The sequence below is a fragment of the Clostridioides sp. ES-S-0006-03 genome, from assembly GCF_020662275.1.
Lineage (GTDB): Bacteria > Bacillota > Clostridia > Peptostreptococcales > Peptostreptococcaceae > Clostridioides.
Genome location: NZ_JADGMM010000001.1, coordinates 428122 through 453448, shown reverse-complemented (window position 1 = coordinate 453448; position 25327 = coordinate 428122). Strand labels below are relative to the sequence as shown.

Sequence of the window (25327 nt, the reverse complement as noted above, 5' to 3'; positions counted from 1 at the left end):
TTTAAAAATTTATAAAAAATATTACTCTTTTCTAGTAGCTGCTAAATGTTAAATTTTCGCATACTTTACTAAAAAAGAGTAATCTCTATTAACTAAATATTAGAATATTCCAAGTGAAGAAACTAATTGAGATAATTTCAATATTCCCCATTTTAGTAAGTTACCACCTGTATCTATACTTGTAACCATTGTTGTTCCTTTTGGCATCATATTTGCTTGTTGTAATAATTGCGTATGAACATCTGCAAAATTTGTAGCCATATAAAGTGATATAGCTATTACTATAGTTCCTGTTATAACTGATTGAACTATATTACCTTTTCTAAAACATACTATAAATGCCATATAGAATGGTATTGTTGCTAAGTCACCAAATGGTAAAACTTTATTTCCTGGTAATATAACTGCTAAGAATAGAGTTATAGGAACAAGTATAAGAGCTGTTGATATAACTGCTGGATGTCCAGTTGCTACTGCTGCATCTAGCCCTATATAAAGTTCTCTATCTCCATATTTTGCTTGTAAGAAATCTCTTATTGATTCTGAAATTGGAATTAAACCTTCCATTAATATTCTAACCATTCTAGGCATAAGTAACATTACTGCACCCATTGATATACCTACATTGAATATTCCTGCTACATCGTATCCAGCAAGAGCTCCAAGTATTATCCCTAGTATAATACCCATCATCATTGGTTCACCAAATATACCGAATTTTTTTTGTATAGAATCTGGGTCTGCTTGTATTTTATTTATTCCTGGTATTTTTTCAACAAATTTACCCACTAAATATCCAAGTGGAGCAAATGAGGCTGTTGAACCAGTTGGTAATGCTATACCTTCTAAATCATAAAACTCCTGAACATTCTTGGCTGTTTTTTCTGCAATAAATAGTACTAACAATTCCATTAATATTGCACAGAATATAGCCCAGATATAACTTCCTGTTACTATATATCCAACTGCACCTGCTACTATAAAGTGCCAATAATTCCATATATCAACGTTTAATATCTTTGTTTTATTGAAGTATAATAATAGTAAGTTTACTAATAAACAAACTGGTATTAATATTGGTGCAACTGGTGAAGCCCATGTTGCTGATGCTGTTGTTGGCCAACCAACATCTATTACTGTTAAATTAAGTCCAAATCTCTCAACCATTCCTTGAGCTGCTGGCCCTAGTGTTGAAGTTAATAGGTTTACAACTAAGTTTATACCCACAAACCCTATACCAATTGTAAGACCTGATTTTAAAGCTTTTGTAAATTTAATTCTAAATATCATTCCTAAGACTACAATTGTTATTGGTAGTATTACTGTTGGTCCCATGTTTAAAATGTACTGTACTACTGCTAATAATTTATCCATTTATAAATCCTCCTTTTTCTGTTTTTTTAATATGATTTCAATTTATTTATGATAGGATTATTTTAAAGCATCTAATATTTTTTTATCTAATGCTGCTGTATTAACTCCAGTTATATATGCTGTTGCTTTTATTGCTGGTATATTATAAGTTGTTGGTAATATAGTTGTTGATACTATTAAATCTGCTCCATCTTGCTTTGTTGCACATTCAGCTATTTTGCATTGTATAACTTCTGCTTGTATATTATTTTCTTTAACTAATCTTTCTACCTTATCACAAACTACTGTTGATGTTGCTATTCCTGCTCCACATGCTACTAATATTTTTTTCATTTTTATTTCCTCCTAATAATTTTTATTTTCTTATTTTTATTGTTAGTATCTTTTATTCTTTTATTTTTTATAAAGACTTTATTGTCTTTAAAACTTCTTCTTTGTCAGTAGAATCCATTAGCTTCTCAACTAATTCTTTATTTTGCATAATCCCCATCAATTCTGTTAATACAGACAATTGACTGTGTGGTTGATTAAGCCCCAAAACGAAAGCTAAATTTACAGGTACTTTTTCATTTTGGTCTTCCATAGAACTAAATACTACTGGTTCATTAAAAGTACAGACTGCTATAAATTGTTCTTTAATATATTCTGCATCTGTATGTGGTATAGCTACTCCATAATCACCTAAGTTTAAACCTGTTGGAAATACATTTTCTCTCCCTAGTATTTTTTCTCCAAATTCTTCTTTTACAAAGCCTAATTCAAAAACTTTATTATGTATTTCCTTAAAGAAATCTTCTTTTGTTTTACAATCCATTTTAAGGTTTATAACTTTATCACTTACAAAATTTATAAACTCCATATTTGCACCTCCTAATTGCTCTTATCTCATATCTTGTTTTTCTTGTCTTTATATAAAGCATATGCCGTGCCAAAAAGTGGCTTTTTTTGTGAAATAAAAGAAAATGTTTTCCTTGAAATAATGTTCAATCGCAGGATTTTAGCCGACTTTCATAGATAAATTTTTTTTAATTTTTATTTTAATTTTCACTTGTTAAGCACTTAACTATCCATATATTTTTATATTTTCGTGGTTTTTTTTGTTATAGAAATGGTTTTTTTATTTTTTATGGGTGGTTTTTTCTGTTTCTTAGCTATTTTATAAAATTATTCAATCTAAACAACATTAATTTTCGTATTTATTGTTTAATTATTTCAGTGTGAATGAATTTTCATATAATTGTCTATCAAAATTCACGTTACGCATAATTAAATTCATAGTATGTTTTTATTTATATAATAAAATCAATATGAAAATATATAAAACTTAATATGAAAAGGAGATAAGAATGAAAAGAAAAAATTTATTAAAGATAGTATTTTTATGTAGTATTTTATTTGTTTCTGGTGTTTTCGCAAAGCAAGTCTTTGCATCTCAAAGTAAGTCGAAAAAAACACTTACTATAACTGTAAATGGTTATGATGTAACACTATCTAAAGAGGGAATTTTTAATAGTCAAAACGTAAAGCAACTTAATTCAACAAATCAAAATAGTATAACAATAAAAAACTCTAAAAGTGTAAACAGTGTCAAAATAGATGATAAAGAAATTAATGTAAATGATAAATCAACCTTTAAATTGAAAGAAATCAGTAGCTCTTCTAAAATAAAAATATCTGTAATGTATAGTGGTGAGAATTCATATAGAAATTATTACATAAATTCTCTTTCAAAAGATTTTCCAAAGTATACTGTTACTGCAAATAGCCCTTATGATGGTGATTATTATCTTACTACACACAATGAAGAATATAATTTTGTATTTAAATTAAATAACAAAGGAAATATAGTTTTTTACAAGGAAGTCGAATCAAATCCTTTTGATTTTAAAAAAATCACTACAGATGATGGTAAAGTTAGATATGGATATTTACTTCAAGATAAAGACTCAACAAAACGAATAAGTTCTGTTGGATACTCACCAACATATCTTGTTATATTAGATGAAAATTATAATGAAATAAATAAAATTACTATGGAAAAAAATAAAAACATAGAATCTGGTACTGAGTTAGAAAACCATGACTTTATATACATAAATGATAATCACTATATTGTTTCTAGTTATCAAAAATTTAAGGCAACAAACATTCCTTCAAACTTGAATAAAGGAAATTCACCTTATGTGGTAAATAGTGTACTACAAGAAATAAAAGATGGTAAAGTTGTATGGCAGTGGGAAAGTATTGACCATGAAAAACTATATAAAGAAAGTGTTGAACAAAATAATTTTAGCGAAAAAAGTGATACATCTTTAGACTATGTACATTTTAATTCTATGACTATTGACCCCAAGGACGGAAATCTAATCTGCTCATTTAGAAATTTAGATGAAGTTATTAAATTAGATAGAAAAACAGGAGAAATTATTTGGACCCTAGGAGGATTGGGTGATGAGTTCAATTTAACAGATAATCAAAAGTTCTCAAGACAGCATAATGCTAGAATTACAGATGATGGATATATAACCTTATATGATAATGGTGTAAAAAATAAATCTACAAGAGTTATTAAAATAAAATTGGATGAAGAAAATAAAAAAGTTACTGAATATCGCTCATATGACATAAATGACTATTACAAATATATGGGTTCAGTTCAAGAAATAGATAGTGAAAAAGATGTATTCTTAGTTGGAACTGGTGGAAAGGCTGGAGAAAAGCAAGATTTAGTAGCTATAGAAAAAGATTTCTCTAATGATAAAGTTTATTTCAGATTCTCCTTTAAGAGTGGTGAAAGTATGTATAGATGCTATAAAATTCAATAAAAAACTTACTTTAAAATAAAATATCAATTTTAATTAATACAAATCTTGCAAGGAAAATAAATCTATTATTTTTACTTGCAGGGTTATTATTTTCCTTAATTTTAATATAAAAAGCAGGTGTCAACTTTTATGTTTCTATAACACCTGCTTTGATATTAGAAAATCACTATAACACCAACATATTTGATATTTTCCTGACTACTGTTTTTAATTTCTTATATTCTACTAGATATTTCTATTTATTTGGTATATGTATAAATTATTATAATACATATTCCATCTTTTATTACTGCTCTTTCTTAGTATCTGCATATACAAATCTTTATGATTCTAAAATTTCATAAATTAATATAAAAAAAGCCCTGTATTTTAGCAATATATTTGCTTTTTAATAATTTATAACAAGTCTATAAAAAATAAAATCACTAATTATTATTATTTTGTATGTTTGCTATCTACAAATAAAAAGGCTAACTCTATAAAATTAAATAAATCAATCTTATGGTATTAACCTTATATTAAACAATTAACTATCTATCAATTAAACTTACCTTAAAACTTGTGCTAAAATAAATTTTTCTATTTAATTTTTTATATTATTTTTCACGTTTAAAATTAACTTAATATCTTTTTTATTTCATTTTTATCTTCAGTATTTAATAAAATTTCCAAAGTATGCTGGTCATTAATCTTTGAAAATAAGCTTCGTATTTCTTTTTTATTATTCTCTTTAAGTGCTAATAAAACCACTAAATCTACCATAAATTTATTATCCCACACTATAGGCTTATTTAATCTTGCTATAGCTATTGCTGGTTTTATAACATTTTCTGGAAGCCCATGTGGTACAGCAACTTTTGAAGCCATTACAACACTTCCCATAGCTTCCCTTTTATACACACTTAATATATATTTTGAGTCTACATACCCACCTTCTTCAAGCTTTGATACAAGAGTGTCGATTATATACTCCTTTGAGATTCCTTCAAAATCATATAAAATCAAATCTTCATGTATTAAATTATCCAATTGATTATCGCTACTCAAAGATGGTTGTTTATTATTTAAATGTTCTAATACCTTGTTAATTCCATTTTTTCCAAGTACCTCATTATAAGAAATAAAAGGTACATTTTTATAATCTATATCAATTGTGCCACAAATAGCAATAATATTATATTCAGCTTCAATGTCATTTAATTCATCTTCTAAATTATTATTTAAAAAAGCAATTGGCTTTACTTCAATTGAAGCATCATATTCCTCAATTTGCTTTTCTATATGTTCCTTTAAGTTTAAAGCTGTACCTACCCCACTTAAACATAATGTAATAATTACATTTTTCTTTCCATATTCATTTTTTCTATAACTAAATTTATTCGTATTTACCATAGCATAATTTTTATTTTTCTTTAAATCTGCTATTATACCATCTAAACTTTTTCCTTCAATTGTCGCCAATTTTCCTGCTTCCATTGCTAATAATGTATCCACCCTGTTTACAGTCTTACATCTAATACCAAGTCTTTTTTCAACCTCATCACCAAGGATTACTAGAGAACCCATATCAATTAGAACCAAAATTCCTTTCTGTGCTTCTATCTTTTTAAGTTCATCCAATACATGTTCTATTCCTTCTGCTGGTGAATCTGTAAGTGCTATCTCTATACCCAGTGTACATTCTATACCAAGAATGTGATTTACAACATTAGACATTTCAATTCCAACTTTACCATGCGTAACTATAACTACTTTTACTTTATCTTTTATACTTTCTTCATTGTAACAAAATTTATTTATATAATATGCTAAATATCCAAGTTCATCCTCTGGGAATGTAACTTGTGTTAAATCTTCCACTATTCCCATTACATATCTGGATAATTCATATTCCATTGGCATTGATGCTTTTATCTTATCCAAACTTGGATTTATTATAGTTTTTCCATCTCTTATTCTATCTATAGCATGCTCAATATGAATTGCTAAAGCTAAATACAGCCCCTGATTTACATGCTTAAACTGCTCTTTAATAAATACAATTACTTTGTCCATTATCTCTAGTGTGGATTCTTTTAACTGTCCACCCCAGTCTATTCGACTTCTTCTATCAGACAAGTTTTTATTGTTTTTAATAGCATTAAATTTATTGTCTAACTTTTCTATAAATGCATTTTTTAACTCTTCTTCTGAAAAACACTTACTTTCTAGAACCTTTAATTCTTTTTCTGCATAATTGTATATTTCACTTATCTCATTATCAGACAAAATTCTATTTTTCCCACTTACTAATTCACTAATATCTATATATATATCTTCAACTGAAAACTCAGAATACTTTTCATCTTCACAATTACAATCATAATATCCACTTTTTATATAATCTCTCAAGCTATCTAAATCTATAATTACCTTGTCACTAGAAAATATTGCCTTACTAAAAGCTCTAGCACAAGTTACTTGTATATCACTCTTTAACTGTCCTATATTCCCAGTACATTTATAATTCATAAGTGCACACATCACTTCTTTAGTTATTATAAAGTTTTTATTTACTCTTTTTGCTTCTCTTTCAAAGAATTTTATTATTATTTCATATCTTTCAGATTTTGGTCTTTCACTCATATTTGGTAAGTTTATTACCATTGGTATACGTCTTCTAAATGTTTGAAGTAAATTAGAATCTGGATTTTCTGTTGTAGCACTTATTATGAGAACATTTGCCTTTCTATTAGAACTACTCTCTCCTAACCTCCTAAATTCACCTCTATCTATTAAAGAAAATAATATTTCTTGACCAGCAGCAGGTAATCTATGAATTTCATCCAAAAACAAAATTCCATTATTGGCTTGCTCTACAAGACCCTCTCTATTTGCATCTGCACCTGTGTATGCACCTTTTACTACTCCAAATAGCTGAGCTATCAATAGATTAGGATTTTCTGCATAATCTGCACAGTTAAATACTATGAATGGACTATTTTCTTCTTTGATATTATTTTTCACAGCATATTTGTACATACATGTAGCTAACTCACTCTTACCTACACCTGTTTCTCCATATATTATAGTATGAAGACCATTAGGAGGATACATTATTGCTGATTTAGCTAGGTTTACTTTTTCTTTCAAACTGCCTTTTATACCTATTAATTCTTCAAACCCATCTTCTTCTACAGCTTTACTAACTTTTACATGTTTTCCAGATGATACTAGTTCTTTATCTTTTATTTCAGCTTTCGATTGACTTAAGTTTTCTTCTTTTAGTAATTTTGATACTGCACTTCTTGATATATTATAGCCATTTTCGGTTAAAATTTCAGTTATTTTTCTTTCAGACATTTGAGGATTCTCATTTACAATCTTAGATATATCCTTTATTAATATTTGTTTTCTTCTTTCTCTTGAATCTAAAATATTATTCTTTTTTCTAACCGCTATTACTTCAGACCTAGCTACATTTAATATTTCAGCAAGTTCTTGGTCAGTGTATGGATTTTTCTTGTCTTCTCTTTGTATCTCTCTTAATATTTTATCCATATTTCGCCTCCTTACTTTAAATTTTAGTTTATTTCAATATATTATACACCAAAATAAGACTAGGCAAAATAGCCTAGCCTTATTACTTAGAATTTCCATAAGAACTTCTATTAAAATTATAACCATAACTATATGATTATAATTTTAAAGAAGCACCTTCCCAATCCTTCATAAAGCTATCTATTCCTTTGTCTGTCAAAGGATGCTTAATCATTTGGTTTATAACTTTAAGAGGAACTGTTGCTATATCAGCTCCCATTCTAGCAGCTTGTAAAACATGTATTGGATTTCTAACACTAGCAACTATTATTTGAGACTCAATACTATTTACACTGAAGATGTCAACAATTTCTTCAATTAAATCAAGACCATTTTGTGATATATCGTCTAATCTTCCAACAAAAGGACTTACATATGTAGCTCCAGCTCTAGCAGCTAAAAGAGCTTGCCCAGCAGAGAATATAAGTGTAACATTAGTTTTTATACCTTTACTAGATAATACTTTTACTGCCTTTAAACCTTCTGCTGTCATAGGTATTTTTATAACTATATTTTTATGTATCTTAGATAATTTTTCTGCTTCTTCTATCATACCCTTGTGCTCTAAACTTATTACTTCTGCACTTATTGGTCCATCTACTATCTCACTGATTTCCTTAACTACTTCTATAAAATCTCTACCTTCTTTAGCTATTAGAGATGGATTTGTAGTAACTCCACATATTACACCTAAATCATTTGCTTCCTTTATTTCTTCAATATTAGCTGTGTCTATAAAAAATCTCATTTAAAAAATCCTCCATAATTAGAATATGTGCTAAACACAAGTATATAATATCATAAATTATCTAAATTTTACAGTTCCATTATCTATAGATTCAACTACTGCTAAAGATTCTAATCTTACATCATTGGCCTTTAAAAGTGCTCCTCCAGCTTGGAATCCTTTTTCAATAACAATCCCTACTCCAACTAAGTTTGCATTTGCTTGTTCAATTAAATCTTTAAGACCAAGAGCGGCTCTTCCATTAGCTAAAAAATCATCTACTACCAATATGTTTTCACCTTCGTTTATATACTTTTTAGAAACTTTTACTGCATATTCTTTTGCCTTAGTAAATGAATATACATTAGTTTCATACACATCAGTATCTAAGTTTTTAGATTCTGATTTTTTCGCAAAAACTACAGGTGCATTGTCAAAGTATTGTGAAACAATTGATGCTATAGCTATTCCTGAAGCCTCTATTGTAAATATTTTATCTACCTTTTCTCCACTAAATCTCTCTTTAAATTCTTTTCCTATTTCATTTAAAAAAGCTACATCAATTTGATGATTTAAAAAACTATCGACTTTTAGTATATCATTTCCTGAAACACTACCTTCTCTTAATATCTTTTCCTCTAAAGCCTTCATTGTACTCCCACCTAAACCTTTCTAAATTATATTAATCTTAATAAAAAAAATTATATTCTCTTTAATTTTACTCTCTACATTGCTTGTATTTTATCTTAGAATACTAAAAAAGCTCCTGTCTATATCATAGACAGGAGCTTAAAATTCAAAGTAACCAACTTAATATATAATTTAAAATAAGTATAAACTATATCATCTTCACTCCTGTAGTTAAGCTATTATTGGTAGCTTAGTAGAAACATTTGAACCATATTATCAAAAGTATACAGGTAAACATATTAATTTATTCTTTTTAATTATATATTATAATTCTCTATTATTCAACAAATAATTCAAACTGTGTAGAATAAAACATTCACTAGTTACTTGACAAAATTCAACCTTTTTAAGTAAACTTATAGATTTTCCATAAAGATATAACTTTTTTCTATATTATCTAGAAGTACTTCATCCTTGTTTATATTAGCTATTTTAGCAATAGCTTTTTTTACTCCATTAGACTTTATTAGTTCTTGTAATTCTACACTTTGAGCATCTTCACTATTGTTATAATGAAGTGCTGCACCTATTCCAAGAATTAAGTTATCAACTGTTAAGCCATATGATTTTGCAGTCATTAGAGGTTTAATCAATCTATCCTTATCGCTTAATTTTCTAAGTGGCTCTCTTCCAACTCTGACTACATCATCATTAAGATATGGATTTTTAAATCTATTTAAAATCTTATCAATATATTTATAATGTGCTTCTGAATCAAAATTATATTTTTTAATTAATCCTTCTCCACTTTCTGTCATTGCATTTTTCACTATATTGCAAATATATTCATCATTTATACTTTCTTCTATTGTTTTGTATCCCTTTAAGTACCCTATATAAGCAGTTATAGCATGGCCTGTATTTAGTGTAAATAACTTACGTTCTATATAAGCCATAAGGTTATCAGCTAAATTCATTCCAACTATATTAGGTATTTCTCCTTTAAATCCTTGCTTTTCAACATTCCACTCATAAAAATTTTCAACAGTTACATCAAGAGGATTCTCATTTTTACCAGGAGGAACTATTCTGTCAACTGAACAGTTAGGGAAACCAATATAGTTCTCTAAATAGTCTTCTTCTTCTTTATTTAGACACTTAAGTATTTCCTCTTTTAAAGAAGAACTTGCATATATTGCATTTTCACAAGCTATTATATTTAAATTATTTGTTAATCCTTTTTCTTTTCTAGTTTTTATACCTCTAGCAATTGTAGGGGCTATTTTAGTTAAAACCAAAGGGCCAACTGCTGTAGTTATTATTTCAGCTTCTACAATCTCATCTATTATTTCTTCTTTTATAGATGAAACTGCACTTATATTGTCAATTATCTCATCTACACATTCTACATCTCTTATGTGTATAGTATATTTTTTATCTTTATTTATTGAATTTAATATTTCTTCATTAACATCAGCAAATACAACATGATAACCTGACTTAACTAACAAACCTCCAATAAATCCTCTTCCAATATTTCCTGCTCCAAATTGGATTGCCTTTTTCATTTTAAGTTCCTCCTAAGATTAGTTGGCAAAAGCTTCCATAAAAGCTTGTTTGTCATTTGAATTTTTTAGTCTCTCTGTTAAATCATCATCTAAAACTATTGCTATATTAGATAGTATCTCTAAATGCTCATCTCCAACACCAGCTATTCCTATTAATAAATATGCCTTTTCTCCATCAAAATCTATACCATTAGGGAATTGTAGTATAACTATTCCAGAAGATAATATTTCTTTTTTCGCTTCATTTACACCATGTGGAATAGCAACACCCATGCCCATGTATGTAGTCATTACCTTTTCTCTTTCCAACATTGCTGGTATATATTCTTCTTTTACATATCCATTTTCAAATAGTTTTCTTCCTGCTAAAGTTATAGCTTCTTCCTTTGAAACACTATCTAATCCTAAAAATATATTATTCTCATTTAATACTTTACTCATAATATCAACCTTCCTTTTTTTAATGTAAATTTTATTTATCTATTAATGTTTTTAATTTATTTGTATAAAAATTAAAAACTATATCTTTTATTTCTAATGTCATCTCTTGTATAGAAAATTTGTTTATTTTATTAGTAAAAACAAAATTATCTATTAATGAGCCACTTACTTCACTCATTATTTGTCTTTGATAATTTGGTGAATCTTTAGGAAGTAACATAAAAACCACATTCTCAATTTCTTCCTTAGAATTTAGCTTTATGTTATTTTCTAATCTTATTATTGCTAACTTCATAATATCTATTCTTTCACTCATACAGTGTAATAATAAAATCCTTGATTCTTCTATATATGGAATTGATATTTTTAATCTTTCTTCTAATGATTCTTTTATAGATATTACATCTTCACTAGATTTTACAAATATTTTTGATGAATCCATAATAAGTTCATCTAAGTTTTTACTTTTAAATTTTTTAAATTGAATTTCATCTAAAAACTGAAGAATATCTCTTCCTATGTTCATACTTTCTGTTATCTGTTCATATACTTTATTTTTATTTTTAGTATCATCTTTTACTTTTAAATCCATTAATTTGTTTTGAGCTATAGACTTTATTTTTTCTTTGATTATCAGCTCATCATCTGAACTCATAAATGGACCTACACATATATAATCTAAGTTTGTATTTAATTCTACTGTAGATACAATTAAATCGACTTCTTTTTCTTTTAAATATTCCTCATCTATGTTTATAGCTGAAATAGTTTCAAGTATATTTAGATTTGGAAATTTATTTTCAATTTTAGTCGATAAAAACCTTGAAGTTCCTATTCCAGTAGGACATGCTACAACAATATTTATATTAGCATGCATCATTAGATTTTTTTCTATGGCTGATGCAAAATGCATTGCAATATATCCTATTTCAGATTCAGGTATTGAATTTATATTTAGCTTATCTTTTATGACTTTAGAAACCTTTTCGACTCCATTATAAGCATATGAATACTTAGTTTTTATTTCATCTAAAAGGGGATTTCTTATTTCTAGTCCCATATTCAATCTGTTTATGGAAGGTCCCAGATGGTTTGCTAGGTCTTTAAATAATCTTTCATCATTTTTAAGACTTATCTTAAATTCATCTTCTGCCAAATCTATCATTTTATTTGTAATGTCCATTACTTCTATGTCATCTAAGTTTAACTCTTTATGACTTGAAGATGACCTTTGCTTTGCACCTCTAATGTGCATAGTTATATATCCAACTTCATCTAATGGTATATCCATACTAAAATCAACTGCCATACCTTTTACGATTTCCTGAGCTAATTTAAACTCTTCGGTTAAAGATAATTCCTTTAGAAAATCTTTCTCCATAGTTATATTTTCACCATTTTTTATCCTCTGTAAAGCTAATGAAATATGAACTACAAGCCCTATATATGCACTATCAGCTAAATTTACATCTAACTCTGAAAGCTTCTTTGTTAATGTACTTTCAACTTTTCTTATTATGCACTTGTCCATTAAATTTAAAAGTCTATTTTCACTTAAAATCTCTATTGCTTTATCAGTTTGTATATTCTCACTTATATTTCTGACCATATCCAATATTTCTTTTTCATTAAATGAGTCATATATAAGGTTTACATATGCTTCTCTAAAGTTTTTTTCCTGACCTTTGAGATACACACCAAGCCCTGGTTTTCTAATAAGCTCAATATCAAATCTTTCTAACCATTCACTTGCTAGTGCAAAATCATTATTTAGTACTCCTTCAGATACCTTTAATATTTTTGCAAAGTAGTAAGATTTTACTGGCTCATTAGAAACTAGTAGCTTTGATAATATAATTAAGTTTCTTTCTTCTTTGTTATATTCTTTTTCTATTTTTTCCTCTTCTAACAACTCAATTATAAAATTTTGATTTTCTGTATTCTCTTCTAAAATCAAACCTACACCTGGTTTTTTTACAAAATTAAAATCATTTTCATCAAACCATTTTTCAATTCCTGACATATCTCTAAGTACAGTTCTTGAACTTAACTCTAACTCTCCTGCAATTTCAGAAACAGTTATTGGAATATTTTTTTTAGAATTTTCTACTATCATGAGTATTATCTTTTTTTGTCTAGATGTAATCTTCTTTTTTTTCAAATTATCCACTCCTAATCAGTGGTACTTTTTATTTTTTATTTAGATTCTAATCTTTTAAACAGTATATCTAAATTGGGGTCATTTAAAAAGTTATTTATTGATACTATCTCAACATTTGAATTGTTTTTGGCAACTCTTTCAACTAATGTGTTGTGAGTTACTACTATTTGTGTATCATCTGGAAGATTATCAACAGATGAATTTGTAATTTCTATATCTAAATTCAAGTTTTTTATTCTATTTTTAAATCTAGAAGCTCCCATTGCACTAGAACCCATTCCTGCATCACATGCAAATACAATCTTCTTAATTTCATTTAATTCAAGTTGCTTTTCTTTAACTTTTTGTTCTGAACTTTTGCTTGCAGATTTCATATCACTCATCTTTGCTTTAGCTTCTTCTAAAGTACCATCTTCTTCACTTTGGTTTGCTGAAGCTCTCTTAACAAATGGTGCTGCCACTAAGAATGATACAACTGTCGCAACTGCAACCCCTGCTAATACTGGAAGTAATCCTCCTTTTGGTGCTAGTGCCATAAGTGCAAATATACTTCCTGGTGATGGTGCTGCTACAAGTCCAGCTCCTAATATTGAAAAAGTTAATATTCCTGCTGCTCCACCTGCCATTGTAGCTAATATTAAAACTGGATTCATTAATATATATGGGAAGTAAATTTCATGGATACCACCAAGGAAATGTATTATTACTGCTCCTGGTGCTGATTGTTTTACACTTCCTCTACTAAACATCCAATATGCTAATAGAACACCTAAACCTGGTCCAGGGTTACTTTCTAATAAGAACATTATAGATTTACCTGCTTCTTTTGCTTCAGCTATACCTATAGGACCTAATATACCATGATTTATTGCATTGTTTAAGAACAGTACCTTTCCAGGCTCTATAAATACCGAAACTAAAGGTAATAAACTTTTGCTAACTATAAATTGCACTCCTGATTCTATAAGAGCTGTACCTGCTACTATAGCTGGTCCAATTGCATAAAAACCTAATATTGCAAGAAGCATACCTATTATACCTATTGAAAAGTTATTTACTAACATCTCAAATCCTGTTGGTATTTTACCATCTACAAGTTTATCAAACTTCTTGATTACCCATCCTGCAAATGGTCCCATTATCATTGCTCCAATAAACATTGGTATATCAGCTCCAACGATTACTCCCATCGCTGCTGCTGCACCTATTACTCCGCCTCTTTGCCCTGCTATAGCTTTACCACCCGTATATGCTATCAATAGTGGTAAAAGATATTTTATCATCGGATCGCCTATAGTACTTAATTTTTCATTTGGCATCCACCCTGTTGGTATAAATAATGCTGTTATAAGACCCCATGCTATAAAAGCTCCTATATTTGGCATTACCATCCCACTTAAAAACTTTCCTACTCGCTGTATAGATGTCTTTATTGTCGATTGATTAGAACTGCTCATAATTTTACCTCCATTTGAATTATATTCTATATCGATATGATTCCCTTTTGTTATACTTTTATTATAGAGTTTATATTTTATAGTAACAACTTTAAGAAATCGTTTCTATGTCACTTAAGATAATGACATTTGTCACTTTAGTTTTTGTTTAATTTTATTTATGTAGTATTTTAAATTAAGAATTTAATGAAATAAATTTTTTAGAGACACTTTTGGACATACTAATATAGATTTAATTGACTTATACTTTCAATAAAAAATACTATATACTTAATATTAACAACAGGAGTATATAGACATAATGTAAGATATTATATAATAAGAATTAACTTCAAATTAGCTACCACCTTAAATAAAACATTATTTAATATACAGTTTGATTGTATAAAGCAACATATATTAAACAGATTCAGTTAAAATAGTTTAAATTTTTCAAAAATCTCAATATCTGACAAAATACTTTAATAAAATTAAAGAATAAGTTATAATTAATACTATCAATTATAATAAAGTATAAAAATATAAGGAGTGATTAAAAAATGGCGTTTTATTTTGATACACCATCACATACTTTCAGTGAATACCTACTTGTACCAGGTTTCTCTTCTACTGACTGTATACCTGCTAATGTAAGTTTAAAAACACCTGTTACTAAATTTAAAAAGGGCGAGGAAGCAGATATTCATATGAATATACCTTTAACTTCTGCTATTATGCAATCTGTTTCTGATGACAAGATGGCTATTGCACTTGCTAAAGAAGGTGGCATCTCATTTATATATGGTTCTCAATCTATTGAAAGTGAAGCTGCTATGGTAGCACGTGTTAAATCTCATAAAGCTGGATTTGTTGTGAGTGATTCAAATATTAAACCTGACAATACATTAAAAGACATACTTGAACTAAAAGAGAGAACTGGTCATTCTACGGTTGCAGTTACTGAAGATGGTACTTCAACTGGTAAATTATTAGGTATTGTTGCAAGTCGTGATTATCGTATAAGTCGTATGGACTTAGACACTAAAGTTAGTGAGTTTATGACTCCTATGTCGTCCATAGTTTATGCTAACAAAGATGTTACTTTAAAAGAAGCAAACAATATTATATGGGACCATAAGCTTAATTCTCTTCCTGTACTTGATGACAATGGTAATCTTGTATATATGGTATTCCGTAAAGATTACTCTTCTCATAAAGAAAATCCACTTGAACTTTTAGATTCTTCTAAAAGATATGTAGTTGGAGCTGGTATCAATACTAGAGACTTTGCTGAGCGTGTTCCTGCTTTAGTTGAAGCTGGTGCTGATGTTTTATGTATAGACTCTTCAGAAGGTTTTTCTGAGTGGCAAAAAATAACTCTTGATTTTATTCGTGAAAAATACGGTGATACAGTTAAGGTTGGAGCTGGGAATGTAGTTGACCGTGAAGGATTCCTTTACCTTGCTGAAGCTGGTGCTGACTTCGTTAAAGTTGGTATTGGTGGTGGTTCTATATGTATCACTCGTGAACAAAAAGGTATAGGACGTGGACAAGCTACTTCTATAATTGAAGTTGCTCAAGCTAGAGATGAATACTTTGAAAAAACAGGTATTTACATTCCAATTTGTTCTGATGGTGGTATTGTTTATGACCATCATATAACTTTAGCCTTAGCTATGGGTGCTGATTTTATAATGCTTGGTAGATATTTCTCTCGTTTTGATGAGAGTCCAACTAATAAGGTTAATATAAATGGTAGTTACATGAAAGAGTATTGGGGAGAAGGTTCTGCACGTGCTAGAAACTGGCAAAGATATGACCTTGGTGGAGATAAGAAACTTTCTTTTGAAGAAGGTGTTGACTCTTATGTTCCTTATGCTGGTTCTTTAAAAGACAATGTGACACTTTCTCTAAGTAAGGTTCGTTCTACTATGTGCAACTGTGGTGCTCTTAGTATCCCTGAACTTCAAAAAAATGCTAAGCTAACACTTGTATCTTCTACTAGTATCGTTGAAGGTGGAGCTCATGATGTTATGCTAAAAGATAACAGAAACTTATAATATAAACAAAAGTGTAGTTAATTGTAAAATCAACTACACTTTTTATTTTAATATAAGCTATTATTTATGAGTTATTATTTAACTGTAAATTCAAGAAGCTTACTTTTAAGTTCATTTTCTATTTTTGATAATTCAACTTCTGCTTCCTGTCTCTTTATTCTACCATCATTTTGTATCTTAACTACTTCATCAATAGTTGATATTAAAGATTGATTAGTTTTCTTAATTGTATCTATATCTACAATTCCTCTTTCTGATTCTTTGGCTGTTTCTATTGTTCCCATTTTCAATGTCTCTGCATTCTTTAGTAGAAGTTCATTTGTCATATTACTAACTTCACGCTGTGCTTTCATAGCTTGATTCAAATGAGATATTCCAAGAGCAAGTACTATTTGATTTTTCCACAATGGAATAGTATTTACTATAGTAGATTGAATTTTTTCTGCCATTAGATTATTGCTATTTTGAACCAATCTTATCTGTGGAGCCATTTGAAGTGATACCATTCTAGTTAATTCTAAGTCATGAATCTTCTTTTCAAATCTGTCACAAAGTGAAACCATATCGTTTACAGATTGAGCATCTTCTGTTGAACCAGACAGACTTGCTCTTTCTCTTAATTTTGGCATCTCAATTTCTTTCATATCTTTTAGCTTTTGTTTCCCTGCTATAATATACATTGTAAGCTCTTTTGAATAAGCTAAGTTTAATTCATACATTTTATCAAGCATTGCTATATCTTTCAATATTTTAACTTGATGCTTTTGAAGTTCTTTACTTACTTTGTCTACATTTACTTCTGCGCTATCATACTTAGTTTTTAAATTTGAAATTTTATTATTTGCCTTTTTAAAAATTCCTAAAAAACCACCTTGTTCTTTTTCGTCAGCTGAGAATGATTTTAAATCAGTAACTAGATTTGTAAGCATATCACCAACTTCGCCTAAATCTCTAGTTTTAACACTCTTTAAAGCGGTTTCCGAAAATCCCGCTACCTTTTTTTGAGCCCCAGCTCCATATTGCAAAATCATATTTGTATTTGTAATATCTATTTTTTCTGCAAACTCTTTTACCATTTTACGCTCAGCTTCTGATAGTTTTTCTTCTTCTGGGTCTTTTTCATTCTTTTTCATTAATAGGTCAGAATTATTTATATCATTTGTTTTTGTTTCTTCACCAAATGGGTCAAGTGTTAGTGTTGGCATAACTGGTATATCATCTAAATTATTCATTCTATAGTTCTCTCCTCTTCCTTCATAAAGTACTAATTATATACTTATATCTTACATATTTTTATCCTTCATAACTACTTAACTGTTCAAAAATAACAGAATATTTTTTATATTACAGTTAAAACTTTCCACCTGTTAATCCCTCTTGAACTAACATATTTTCTAAAACAGTAATATCTGTAGATATGTCAATAGCTTCATCCTCAAATAGAGAATCCAGTTGGTTTTCAAAAGCCACTACAATTGTACTCATTGTACTTTCAATGCTTTCCATAGTTGTTGTTATATTTTCTCTGTCTATTCCTTGTTCTTCCAATATATGATATGAATTTAAAAGCTTTAAAGTAGTTGGAATATAATAATCCATAAATTTTTGTATCTGAATAAGTTTTGATGGGTCATGTTTTACAACATCAAATATTTTACTTGTAACATCTTCTACTTGTATAATTTTCTTGCACATTGATTCTGATTTAATATTTTCATTAGCCTCTTTTATTTGTCTCAGATAGTCCATTCCCTTTTTAATAATCATATCAGCTTCATTGCTATTCTCAACTTCATCTTCTTCAACTTCATATACTACATCTTCATATGTTGGTGGAACTCCATCTTCATTTGTCAATACAATTTGATTATTTCTTTTATCAATATAAGTATTTATAAAGTAATTTTTATCTATCATCTTTTGCACATCTTTTATTATAAATTTTAGTGATTTAGATGTACTTTCTGCAATAAGTTCTACTGGAATAATATTTTTATTACTTATGATTGTACAGTATTTTTTATAACGAGAAATTTGGTCTCCTAATCTTTTACCTTTAAAAATACAAACTCCACCTATTATTAAGAATAAAGCACATACTTGAATAGGAAGTATAACTGCCCATCCAATTATAATTGAAATAGTTGACAATACTAAGGCTGATAGTGTAAATAAGCCTACTAGACCCCATCCAACGATCTTCAAAAACTTACTTAAAAACGAATTTATTAATACAGATTTTTTAGAAAAATTCTCTGGTTTATACATGATTTATATCCTTTCATTTTTACTAATATTATTATTATATTTCAGTTTGATTATACAATTACTTACTTATTACTGTCAAGGAATTTGAAATTCTACAAATTATTTCAAATAAAGTAATAGACTTAAATGTAAGTACATTTTCTAACTAAAAATGTACTTACATTTAATGCTATACAAAAATAAGAGAACTTAATTTTAAGTAAATTTAAGCCCTCTCATTTTTTATATTTATATAATTATCATTATTTATCTCATCTATACTTAATCCAAATAAAAAATTATATTAATAAAGATTTGCAAATATCTCTCTTATTTCTTCTCTACTAAGTTCTACATAATTATTGGCAAGTAATCTCTGTTGATTGGCTATCGTACTATCAGTAAATTCATCTATCTGACTTTCTACCATTCCATACTCTCTTAGAGCTTTCTTAGTTATTAATTTGTTTAAGAATTTCTCTAATTCTCCATAAACGTCACAATTAGAGTCACATTCAAGAGCATCTGCTAAAATTTTTGTACATTGCGTAATCTTTCCATTAGGATTTTTTCTAGAGTACATCTTAAATACTTCAGTAAAGAACTGATAATTTGCTTCCCCATGTGCAACATGGAAAGCTGCACCTATCGAATAAGATAAAGCATGCACTGCTGCACAACCAGCATTTCCAAAAGCAATTCCTGCATAGTTTGATGCAAGTACAAAGTCCTTAAGATGATTGAATCTCTCTTCTTCTCCTTTATCCACAATCTTTTTATATCCATCCATAATCATTTTTATAGCCTGTAAAGAATATATTTCTGTAAATGGACTTGCTTTTGGAGATAGATAAGACTCAATAGCATGTATAAGAGCGTCCACTGAACTTGTTACAAAAAATTTATAAGGCAATCCTTTTACTGACTCTGGAATTAATACTGCATAATCTGCATAAGTTTCTTCTACTGCAAGACCCTTTTTAGTATGCTTAGATTTTAACTCTGCAATGGCTACATTTGTTACTTCACTTCCTGTACCACATGTTGTAGGAACTACCACCAATTCTTTTACTTTTTTAGGTGCTACTTCTCCTTCAAATAAGTCAATAGACTTCTCTGGAACATCAAGTGCTAATATCTTGCATATATCAACTATTGTACCTCCTCCAAAAGCGATAATTCTATCGAAATTGTATTTCTTCATTTCTTTTGTCATAGAATCTATCATTTCATCGGATGGTTCACCTGTTCCAAATTTTTCTTGGAAAATTAGATTGGTATCTATTCCAAGAGGCTTCATATATGGTTCATATATAAATTCATTTGTAATTACTAAATCATTTTTTCCTATTTTAAATTCTTCATTGAATTCTTTAAATGTATCAAAATAAAATATTTTTGGAACTACTCTAAGTGCTTCCATACTTAACACCCCTCTACTATTAATATTTCTCCTTAAATCGTTTTTCAAACTCTAATGCTAGATTTTCTCTTACACTTGGATGAGCAATATTGATTAAATTTCTTGCCCTTTCTCTAAGAGATTTCCCTTTTAGTTCTGCTATACCATACTCAGTTACAACATAGTCAATATCATTTCTAGATGTTGTTATAGGAGCACCTTCATCCACAATAGAGACAATTTTTGAAATTACTGTCCCATCTTTTTTTGTAGTTATTGAAGGCATTGCTATAATTGCCTTTCCATCTTCTCCCATAGATACTCCACGTATGAAGTCAACTTGACCTCCAACTCCACTAAATTGTCTAAGACCCATTGCCTCTGCAACTACCTGTCCCATCAAATCAACTTGTATAGCAGAATTTATAGACACCATTTTATGTTGTTTCATTATAACTGCTGGATGATTTACATAGTCTACAGGTTTCACTTCAACTACTGGGTTATTATTAGCAAAATCATATAATTTTTTAGTTCCCATTAAAAATGTAACTGTCATTTTTTCTTTATCAAAATTTTTATATTTACCATTTATAACACCTTTTTCATAGAGAGCTAGGGTTCCATCTGAAATCATTTCTGAATGAATTCCTAAATCTTTTTTATCTGTTAAAAATAGCATAACTGCATCTGGAATTCCACCAATTCCAAGTTGTAAAGTAGAACCATCTTCAATTAGAGAAGCACAGTTTTTACCTATTGCTTCTTCTACTTCTCCAATCTTAGCAGGTTGCAGTTCATATAAAGGTTGTGACTTTTCAACTATATAGTCAAACTCTGATACATGAACTACTTCACCATAAGTTCTAGGAAATTGGTCATTTACTTGAACAATTACTGTTTTAGCAGTTTTAATAGCCTCATAAGTATAATCAACTGATGTTCCTAGGCTACAATACCCATGTTCATCTGGTGGAGTTACCTGAGCTAAAACAACATCACATTTTAATCTTTTCTCTCTAATTAATTTTGGTACTTCATGAAAGAATGCAGGAGTAAAATCTCCATCTCCATTTTCAATTGCCTTTCTTACATTTCCACTTACAAACATTGGATTTACTCTAAAGTGAGTTTCCATTCCCTCACCAGTATATCCACCACTGCCTAGACTTACCATATGCTTAATCTCAACATTTTTATACTGTTTTGCATTTTCAATCATTGCCTCTACTAGTGCAGGAGGCTCACCTACACAATGTGCAAATACTACTGTATCCCCATCTTTAATATGCTTTACAGCCTCTATAGCAGTACATAACTTACTTTGATACAATTCTCGCCAATTCAATGAAATCACCCCATCTAACTCTTATTTAAGCCTCACAAATCGCTGATTCTATTATATTTATAGCTCTTTCTATATGACTAAAATCCCAAATTTTAATATATGATTTCTTAACTTTATATTGTTGGTAGGATGCACATAAAGTTGTGCATCCTCCAATTATAAGTAATAAATCATATTCTACATCTTCTTCTGCTACGCTAAAATCTACTCTACCATTAAAGTGCTCTTTGATTATTGCTAGAGCCTTCCCTCTTTCGTATCTAGGGTTACAGCCCCCACAAAATCTAACTCCACAGGTCATGTGTAAATTCTCCTTCTAAAATCTCTTTTTATAACTCAAACTACTACTTTATAATCATTCTTATACGATATATTTTTTCATTAATTAGTATAAGTCAATATATTTTCCCATTTATATATCAACTTTTTTATATATTAACTTTTTATAAATTTAGAGCTTTTTCTTTTTTTATTCCTGCAATTGTCTTAGCTAATTCTTTCTTCTGATTTATATTTCCTTGTCTTGAAATCATTATTCTTTGTGCCTGTGGTGAACCTGCTCCATGCATTGACTCAGTTCTATAACCAACAGCAGATGAGCCAAGACATATATTTTCTAAGAATCTTAATATTCTCATTCTTTCTTCTGTTGAAGCTACTGAAGAAGCTTTAAAATATTTATTACATACTTCACCTATTGTCATTCCACTTGTTCCAACTTTTAAATCTGACTTGAAGTCTTTTTCTGAAGGCATAGTAACCATAAGCCCACCAGCTATATCTTCTGCAAGTCTCACTATTTCATAAGGGAATCTAGTTACATTTTGTTTACATACATTTGCAAGAAGTAAATCTATTTGATAGTTTCCAGCCTCTGTCTTATGTCCTTCTGATGAACATGCTATACCACAACAATATAAGCTTTCATTAAGGTGAGTCATTTCTATTAATTTATCTTTTATATGAGAAGCTTTGTTTGCTCCATTGTAATCAGCTGCTAAAGCTGCTGCTCCTATTATTACATCACCTACTCCAACTTTACATCCACCATAACTTTGTCTATGATATCCAGCAAATCTTTCTACCAACATACCAGAGAAATCCCACTCTCCGCATAAGAAGATTCTATCATTTGGAACAAATACATTATCAAATACTACTAGAGCTTCTTGACCTCCAAACTCTTTATTTCCTAAGTCAACATCTGCTCCCTCTTCTAATTTTCTAGTATCACAAGATTGTCTTCCATAAATCATAAACACACCTTCAGCATCTGAAGGAACTGCAAATGATACAGCATAGTCTTTATCTGCTTCAGTCATGCTTATAGTAGGCATTATAAGATGTTCATGTGAATTTATTGAACCAGTTTGATGTGCTTTTGCTCCTCTTACCACTATTCCATCTTCTCTTCTTTCAACTATGTGAAGGAACATATCTGGGTCAGGTTGAGCACTAGGTGATAATGCTCTATCTCCCTTAGGGTCAGTCATAGCTCCATCAACTACTAAATCGTTTTCTTGTATATAAGTTAAGTATTTTACAAAATTATCATGATAATTAGTTCCATGCGCTTTGTCGCACTCAAATGTTGTTGAATATACCGCATTAAAAGCATCCATACCTACACATCTTTGGAAACAAGAAGCTGTTTTTTGGCCACATAGTCTTTGCATTTTAACTTTTTTTATCAAATCATCAGTACTTTGATGAAGATGACCAAATCTATTTATTTTTTCTCCTGTAATATTTGAAGTAACTGTCATTAAATCTGCATATTCTGGGTCATGTGCCAAATCATAAGTAGCTGCTACACAATTTATAGATGGTCTAATCATTGGATGGTCAACCCAATTTTTAACCTCTTCACCAAACATATAAACTTTAGTATTTAATTTTCTCAAACTTTCAATATATTGAGCTCCTGTCATTAATGCCATAATAAAACCACTCCTTCTCTTTTATAATAATTTTTATTTATGTTAATTTATAATACTTCCTTCTTTTGTTCGTCTTTCAATCTTCTAAATTCACTTCAATATTTTAAATTAAATTCATTTTTAGTTTAGATTCATTCTAAATTAAAATATATTTCTATTTTAATTTAGAATGAATACTTTTTTATATTTGAATTTTATCCCCAAAGTTCTTCATCTGTAGGTACTTCATTTTCTGGCATATAATAAGCAATTCTAGAAATATTAATTAAATGTTTGTAATCAAGATTTTCAGAAATACTATTATTTCCCCAAGAACCACAACCTAAGGTATTTGTAGGTGCAAGACCATTAAAGAAGCTTCCTCCAGCACTTGTAGCACAACATTGATTAATTACAAATCTTGATACTTCTATATTTTCTCCTGCATATTCTATGTTCTTAATTGTATTTGAATGTATAGATACACTATGTCCTTTTCCTTCTACATTTAGATTTGCTTTTGCAATAGCTACTCCTTCTTCAAAGTCTTTATACTTATATGCAGATATAACTGGACACATTTTTTCTTTTGCAAGTATGTCTTCTTCACCTGGTCCATCTGCTTCTATTACTATTATTTTTGTATCTTTTGGTATTTCAACTCCTGCAATGTTTGCGATTGCATGAACTGATTGTCCTACTGCATCTTTATTCATAGATTTATTCACAAACATGGCATTTCTAAAAGCTTCTTTTTGTGCATTATCTCTAACTATAAATCCTTTGTTACTTTCAAATTCATCCATTATTTTATCAAACATTTCTTCTGCCACTATCACTGATTGCTCACCTGAGCAAATTATACCATTATCAAATATTCTTCCAGCTATGATTTTAGGTACTGCTTCTTTAATATCTACATCTCTGTCTATAATACATTGGACATTTCCTGCTCCTACACCAAGAGCTGGTTTTCCACTTGAATATGCAGCTCTTACCATTCCCATTCCACCAGTAGCAATTACTACATCTGCTGATGAAATTAAATTTCTCGTATTTTCTCTTGATTGTTGGTCAAGTATTTGTATTAGATTTTCTGGTGCTCCTATTTTTTCTAATTCTTCATTAATCATATCAACAGTCTTAGTACTACATCCAATTGCTTTATGATGTGGTGTTATAATAATTGCATTTCTTCCCTTTAATGCAAACATGGCATTACTCATAGGTGTAACTATTGGATTTGTACAAGGAGTTATTGCTGCTACAACTCCAATTGGTTTAGCTACTTTTGTTATTCCTGTTTCTCTATCTATATCAATTATACCAACTGATTTCTTATCTTTTAAATTATTATATATAACTTTCGCTTTACTTTTATTTTTAGCTACTTTATCTTCATATACACCCATTCCAGTTTCTTCTACTGCAAGTTTAGCTAAATATTCGGCGTTATAGTATACTACCTTTCCAACTATCTTCACTATTTTATCCACTTGTTCTTGAGTATAACATTCAAACTCCCTTTGAGCTTTTCTAGCCCTCTCAATGTATCCATTAATATATTCTTTGCTTAAATCTTCAAAGTTTTCTACTGCTTTTTCCATTTT

At 29.1% G+C, this 25327-nt stretch carries 19 protein-coding genes and 1 riboswitch; of the genes, 2 read left to right on the top strand and 17 right to left on the bottom strand.

Features of this window, described 5'->3' with window-relative positions; genetic code table 11:
- Positions 1-99 precede the first annotated feature (99 nt).
- The 3 genes from IR151_RS01940 to IR151_RS01930 form a co-directional block, all read right to left on the bottom strand.
- A complete protein-coding gene (locus IR151_RS01940) occupies positions 100-1374 on the bottom strand; it encodes a PTS galactitol transporter subunit IIC (protein ID WP_227432709.1) in 1275 nt (424 codons plus the stop codon).
- A gap of 57 nt (positions 1375-1431) precedes the next feature.
- Complete coding sequence (locus tag IR151_RS01935) at positions 1432-1707, bottom strand: PTS sugar transporter subunit IIB (RefSeq protein WP_021385190.1); 276 nt, start codon at positions 1705-1707, stop codon at positions 1432-1434.
- 67 nt (positions 1708-1774) lie between these two features.
- Positions 1775-2233 (bottom strand): PTS sugar transporter subunit IIA, encoded by a 459-nt coding sequence (locus IR151_RS01930; RefSeq protein ID WP_227432708.1) that lies wholly within the window; start codon positions 2231-2233, stop codon positions 1775-1777.
- Positions 2234-2720: 487 nt separating this feature from the next.
- Here IR151_RS01930 and IR151_RS01925 point away from each other — a divergent pair, with 487 nt between their 5' ends.
- Complete coding sequence (locus tag IR151_RS01925) at positions 2721-4199, top strand: arylsulfotransferase family protein (RefSeq protein WP_227432707.1); 1479 nt, start codon at positions 2721-2723, stop codon at positions 4197-4199.
- A 615-nt stretch (positions 4200-4814) separates the two neighbouring features.
- Here IR151_RS01925 and IR151_RS01920 read toward each other — a convergent pair.
- The 7 genes from IR151_RS01920 to IR151_RS01890 all read right to left on the bottom strand — a co-directional run bounded on the left by IR151_RS01920 (position 4815) and on the right by IR151_RS01890 (position 14762).
- Positions 4815-7739, bottom strand: a complete 2925-nt coding sequence (locus IR151_RS01920; RefSeq protein WP_227432706.1) for a sigma 54-interacting transcriptional regulator — start codon at positions 7737-7739, stop codon at positions 4815-4817.
- 136 nt (positions 7740-7875) lie between these two features.
- Positions 7876-8526 (bottom strand): fructose-6-phosphate aldolase, encoded by a 651-nt coding sequence (gene fsa / locus IR151_RS01915; RefSeq protein ID WP_227432705.1) that lies wholly within the window; start codon positions 8524-8526, stop codon positions 7876-7878.
- A 57-nt stretch (positions 8527-8583) separates the two neighbouring features.
- Entirely contained in the window at positions 8584-9156 is a 573-nt protein-coding gene (locus IR151_RS01910) for a xanthine phosphoribosyltransferase (protein ID WP_227432704.1), read from the bottom strand.
- A 187-nt stretch (positions 9157-9343) separates the two neighbouring features.
- Positions 9344-9445: riboswitch (purine riboswitch) on the bottom strand.
- A 106-nt stretch (positions 9446-9551) separates the two neighbouring features.
- Complete coding sequence (locus IR151_RS01905) at positions 9552-10703, bottom strand: mannitol-1-phosphate 5-dehydrogenase (protein ID WP_227432703.1); 1152 nt, start codon at positions 10701-10703, stop codon at positions 9552-9554.
- A gap of 18 nt (positions 10704-10721) precedes the next feature.
- Positions 10722-11144 (bottom strand): PTS sugar transporter subunit IIA, encoded by a 423-nt coding sequence (locus IR151_RS01900; protein WP_227432702.1) that lies wholly within the window; start codon positions 11142-11144, stop codon positions 10722-10724.
- A gap of 31 nt (positions 11145-11175) precedes the next feature.
- A complete protein-coding gene (locus tag IR151_RS01895) occupies positions 11176-13314 on the bottom strand; it encodes a BglG family transcription antiterminator (protein WP_227432701.1) in 2139 nt (712 codons plus the stop codon).
- Positions 13315-13340: 26 nt separating this feature from the next.
- The gene (locus IR151_RS01890; protein ID WP_227432700.1) at positions 13341-14762 is read right to left on the bottom strand and encodes a PTS mannitol transporter subunit IICB; all 1422 of its coding nucleotides are present in this window, start codon (positions 14760-14762) and stop codon (positions 13341-13343) included.
- 539 nt (positions 14763-15301) lie between these two features.
- Between IR151_RS01890 and IR151_RS01885 the strand changes: the two genes are divergently transcribed.
- The gene (locus IR151_RS01885; protein WP_227432699.1) at positions 15302-16801 is read left to right on the top strand and encodes an IMP dehydrogenase; all 1500 of its coding nucleotides are present in this window, start codon (positions 15302-15304) and stop codon (positions 16799-16801) included.
- A gap of 74 nt (positions 16802-16875) precedes the next feature.
- Here the strand turns inward: IR151_RS01885 and IR151_RS01880 are convergent, their stop codons facing one another.
- The 7 genes from IR151_RS01880 to IR151_RS01850 form a co-directional block, all read right to left on the bottom strand.
- Entirely contained in the window at positions 16876-18033 is a 1158-nt protein-coding gene (locus IR151_RS01880) for a toxic anion resistance protein (protein WP_227432698.1), read from the bottom strand.
- Positions 18034-18151: 118 nt separating this feature from the next.
- On the bottom strand, positions 18152-19069 hold the full coding sequence (locus IR151_RS01875; protein ID WP_227432697.1) for a 5-bromo-4-chloroindolyl phosphate hydrolysis family protein: 918 nt from the start codon (positions 19067-19069) through the stop codon (positions 18152-18154).
- 283 nt (positions 19070-19352) lie between these two features.
- The gene (locus IR151_RS01870; protein ID WP_227432696.1) at positions 19353-20471 is read right to left on the bottom strand and encodes a 4-hydroxybutyrate dehydrogenase; all 1119 of its coding nucleotides are present in this window, start codon (positions 20469-20471) and stop codon (positions 19353-19355) included.
- 19 nt (positions 20472-20490) lie between these two features.
- Positions 20491-21807, bottom strand: coding sequence for an acetyl-CoA hydrolase/transferase family protein (locus IR151_RS01865; RefSeq protein WP_413926662.1), 1317 nt, complete (start codon positions 21805-21807; stop codon positions 20491-20493).
- Between the two features lie 16 nt (positions 21808-21823).
- A complete protein-coding gene (locus IR151_RS01860; protein ID WP_227432694.1) occupies positions 21824-22099 on the bottom strand; it encodes a hypothetical protein in 276 nt (91 codons plus the stop codon).
- Between the two features lie 142 nt (positions 22100-22241).
- Positions 22242-23738 (bottom strand): 4-hydroxyphenylacetate 3-hydroxylase family protein, encoded by a 1497-nt coding sequence (gene abfD, locus IR151_RS01855; protein ID WP_227432693.1) that lies wholly within the window; start codon positions 23736-23738, stop codon positions 22242-22244.
- Positions 23739-23932: 194 nt separating this feature from the next.
- Complete coding sequence (locus IR151_RS01850; protein ID WP_227432692.1) at positions 23933-25324, bottom strand: aldehyde dehydrogenase family protein; 1392 nt, start codon at positions 25322-25324, stop codon at positions 23933-23935.
- Positions 25325-25327 lie beyond the last annotated feature (3 nt).

Excerpts from the sequence above, each read along its gene's own strand:
- IR151_RS01940 (WP_227432709.1), bottom strand. The coding sequence starts at position 1,374 with ATGGATAAATTATTAGCAGTAGTACAGTACATTTTAAACATGGGACCA.
- IR151_RS01935 (WP_021385190.1), bottom strand. The coding sequence starts at position 1,707 with ATGAAAAAAATATTAGTAGCATGTGGAGCAGGAATAGCAACATCAACA.
- IR151_RS01930 (WP_227432708.1), bottom strand. The coding sequence starts at position 2,233 with ATGGAGTTTATAAATTTTGTAAGTGATAAAGTTATAAACCTTAAAATG.
- IR151_RS01925 (WP_227432707.1), top strand. The coding sequence starts at position 2,721 with ATGAAAAGAAAAAATTTATTAAAGATAGTATTTTTATGTAGTATTTTA.
- IR151_RS01920 (WP_227432706.1), bottom strand. The coding sequence starts at position 7,739 with ATGGATAAAATATTAAGAGAGATACAAAGAGAAGACAAGAAAAATCCA.
- fsa (WP_227432705.1), bottom strand. The coding sequence starts at position 8,526 with ATGAGATTTTTTATAGACACAGCTAATATTGAAGAAATAAAGGAAGCA.
- IR151_RS01910 (WP_227432704.1), bottom strand. The coding sequence starts at position 9,156 with ATGAAGGCTTTAGAGGAAAAGATATTAAGAGAAGGTAGTGTTTCAGGA.
- IR151_RS01905 (WP_227432703.1), bottom strand. The coding sequence starts at position 10,703 with ATGAAAAAGGCAATCCAATTTGGAGCAGGAAATATTGGAAGAGGATTT.
- IR151_RS01900 (WP_227432702.1), bottom strand. The coding sequence starts at position 11,144 with ATGAGTAAAGTATTAAATGAGAATAATATATTTTTAGGATTAGATAGT.
- IR151_RS01890 (WP_227432700.1), bottom strand. The coding sequence starts at position 14,762 with ATGAGCAGTTCTAATCAATCGACAATAAAGACATCTATACAGCGAGTA.
- IR151_RS01885 (WP_227432699.1), top strand. The coding sequence starts at position 15,302 with ATGGCGTTTTATTTTGATACACCATCACATACTTTCAGTGAATACCTA.
- IR151_RS01880 (WP_227432698.1), bottom strand. The coding sequence starts at position 18,033 with ATGAATAATTTAGATGATATACCAGTTATGCCAACACTAACACTTGAC.
- IR151_RS01875 (WP_227432697.1), bottom strand. The coding sequence starts at position 19,069 with ATGTATAAACCAGAGAATTTTTCTAAAAAATCTGTATTAATAAATTCG.
- IR151_RS01870 (WP_227432696.1), bottom strand. The coding sequence starts at position 20,471 with ATGGAAGCACTTAGAGTAGTTCCAAAAATATTTTATTTTGATACATTT.
- IR151_RS01860 (WP_227432694.1), bottom strand. The coding sequence starts at position 22,099 with ATGACCTGTGGAGTTAGATTTTGTGGGGGCTGTAACCCTAGATACGAA.
- abfD (WP_227432693.1), bottom strand. The coding sequence starts at position 23,738 with ATGGCATTAATGACAGGAGCTCAATATATTGAAAGTTTGAGAAAATTA.
- IR151_RS01850 (WP_227432692.1), bottom strand. The coding sequence starts at position 25,324 with ATGGAAAAAGCAGTAGAAAACTTTGAAGATTTAAGCAAAGAATATATT.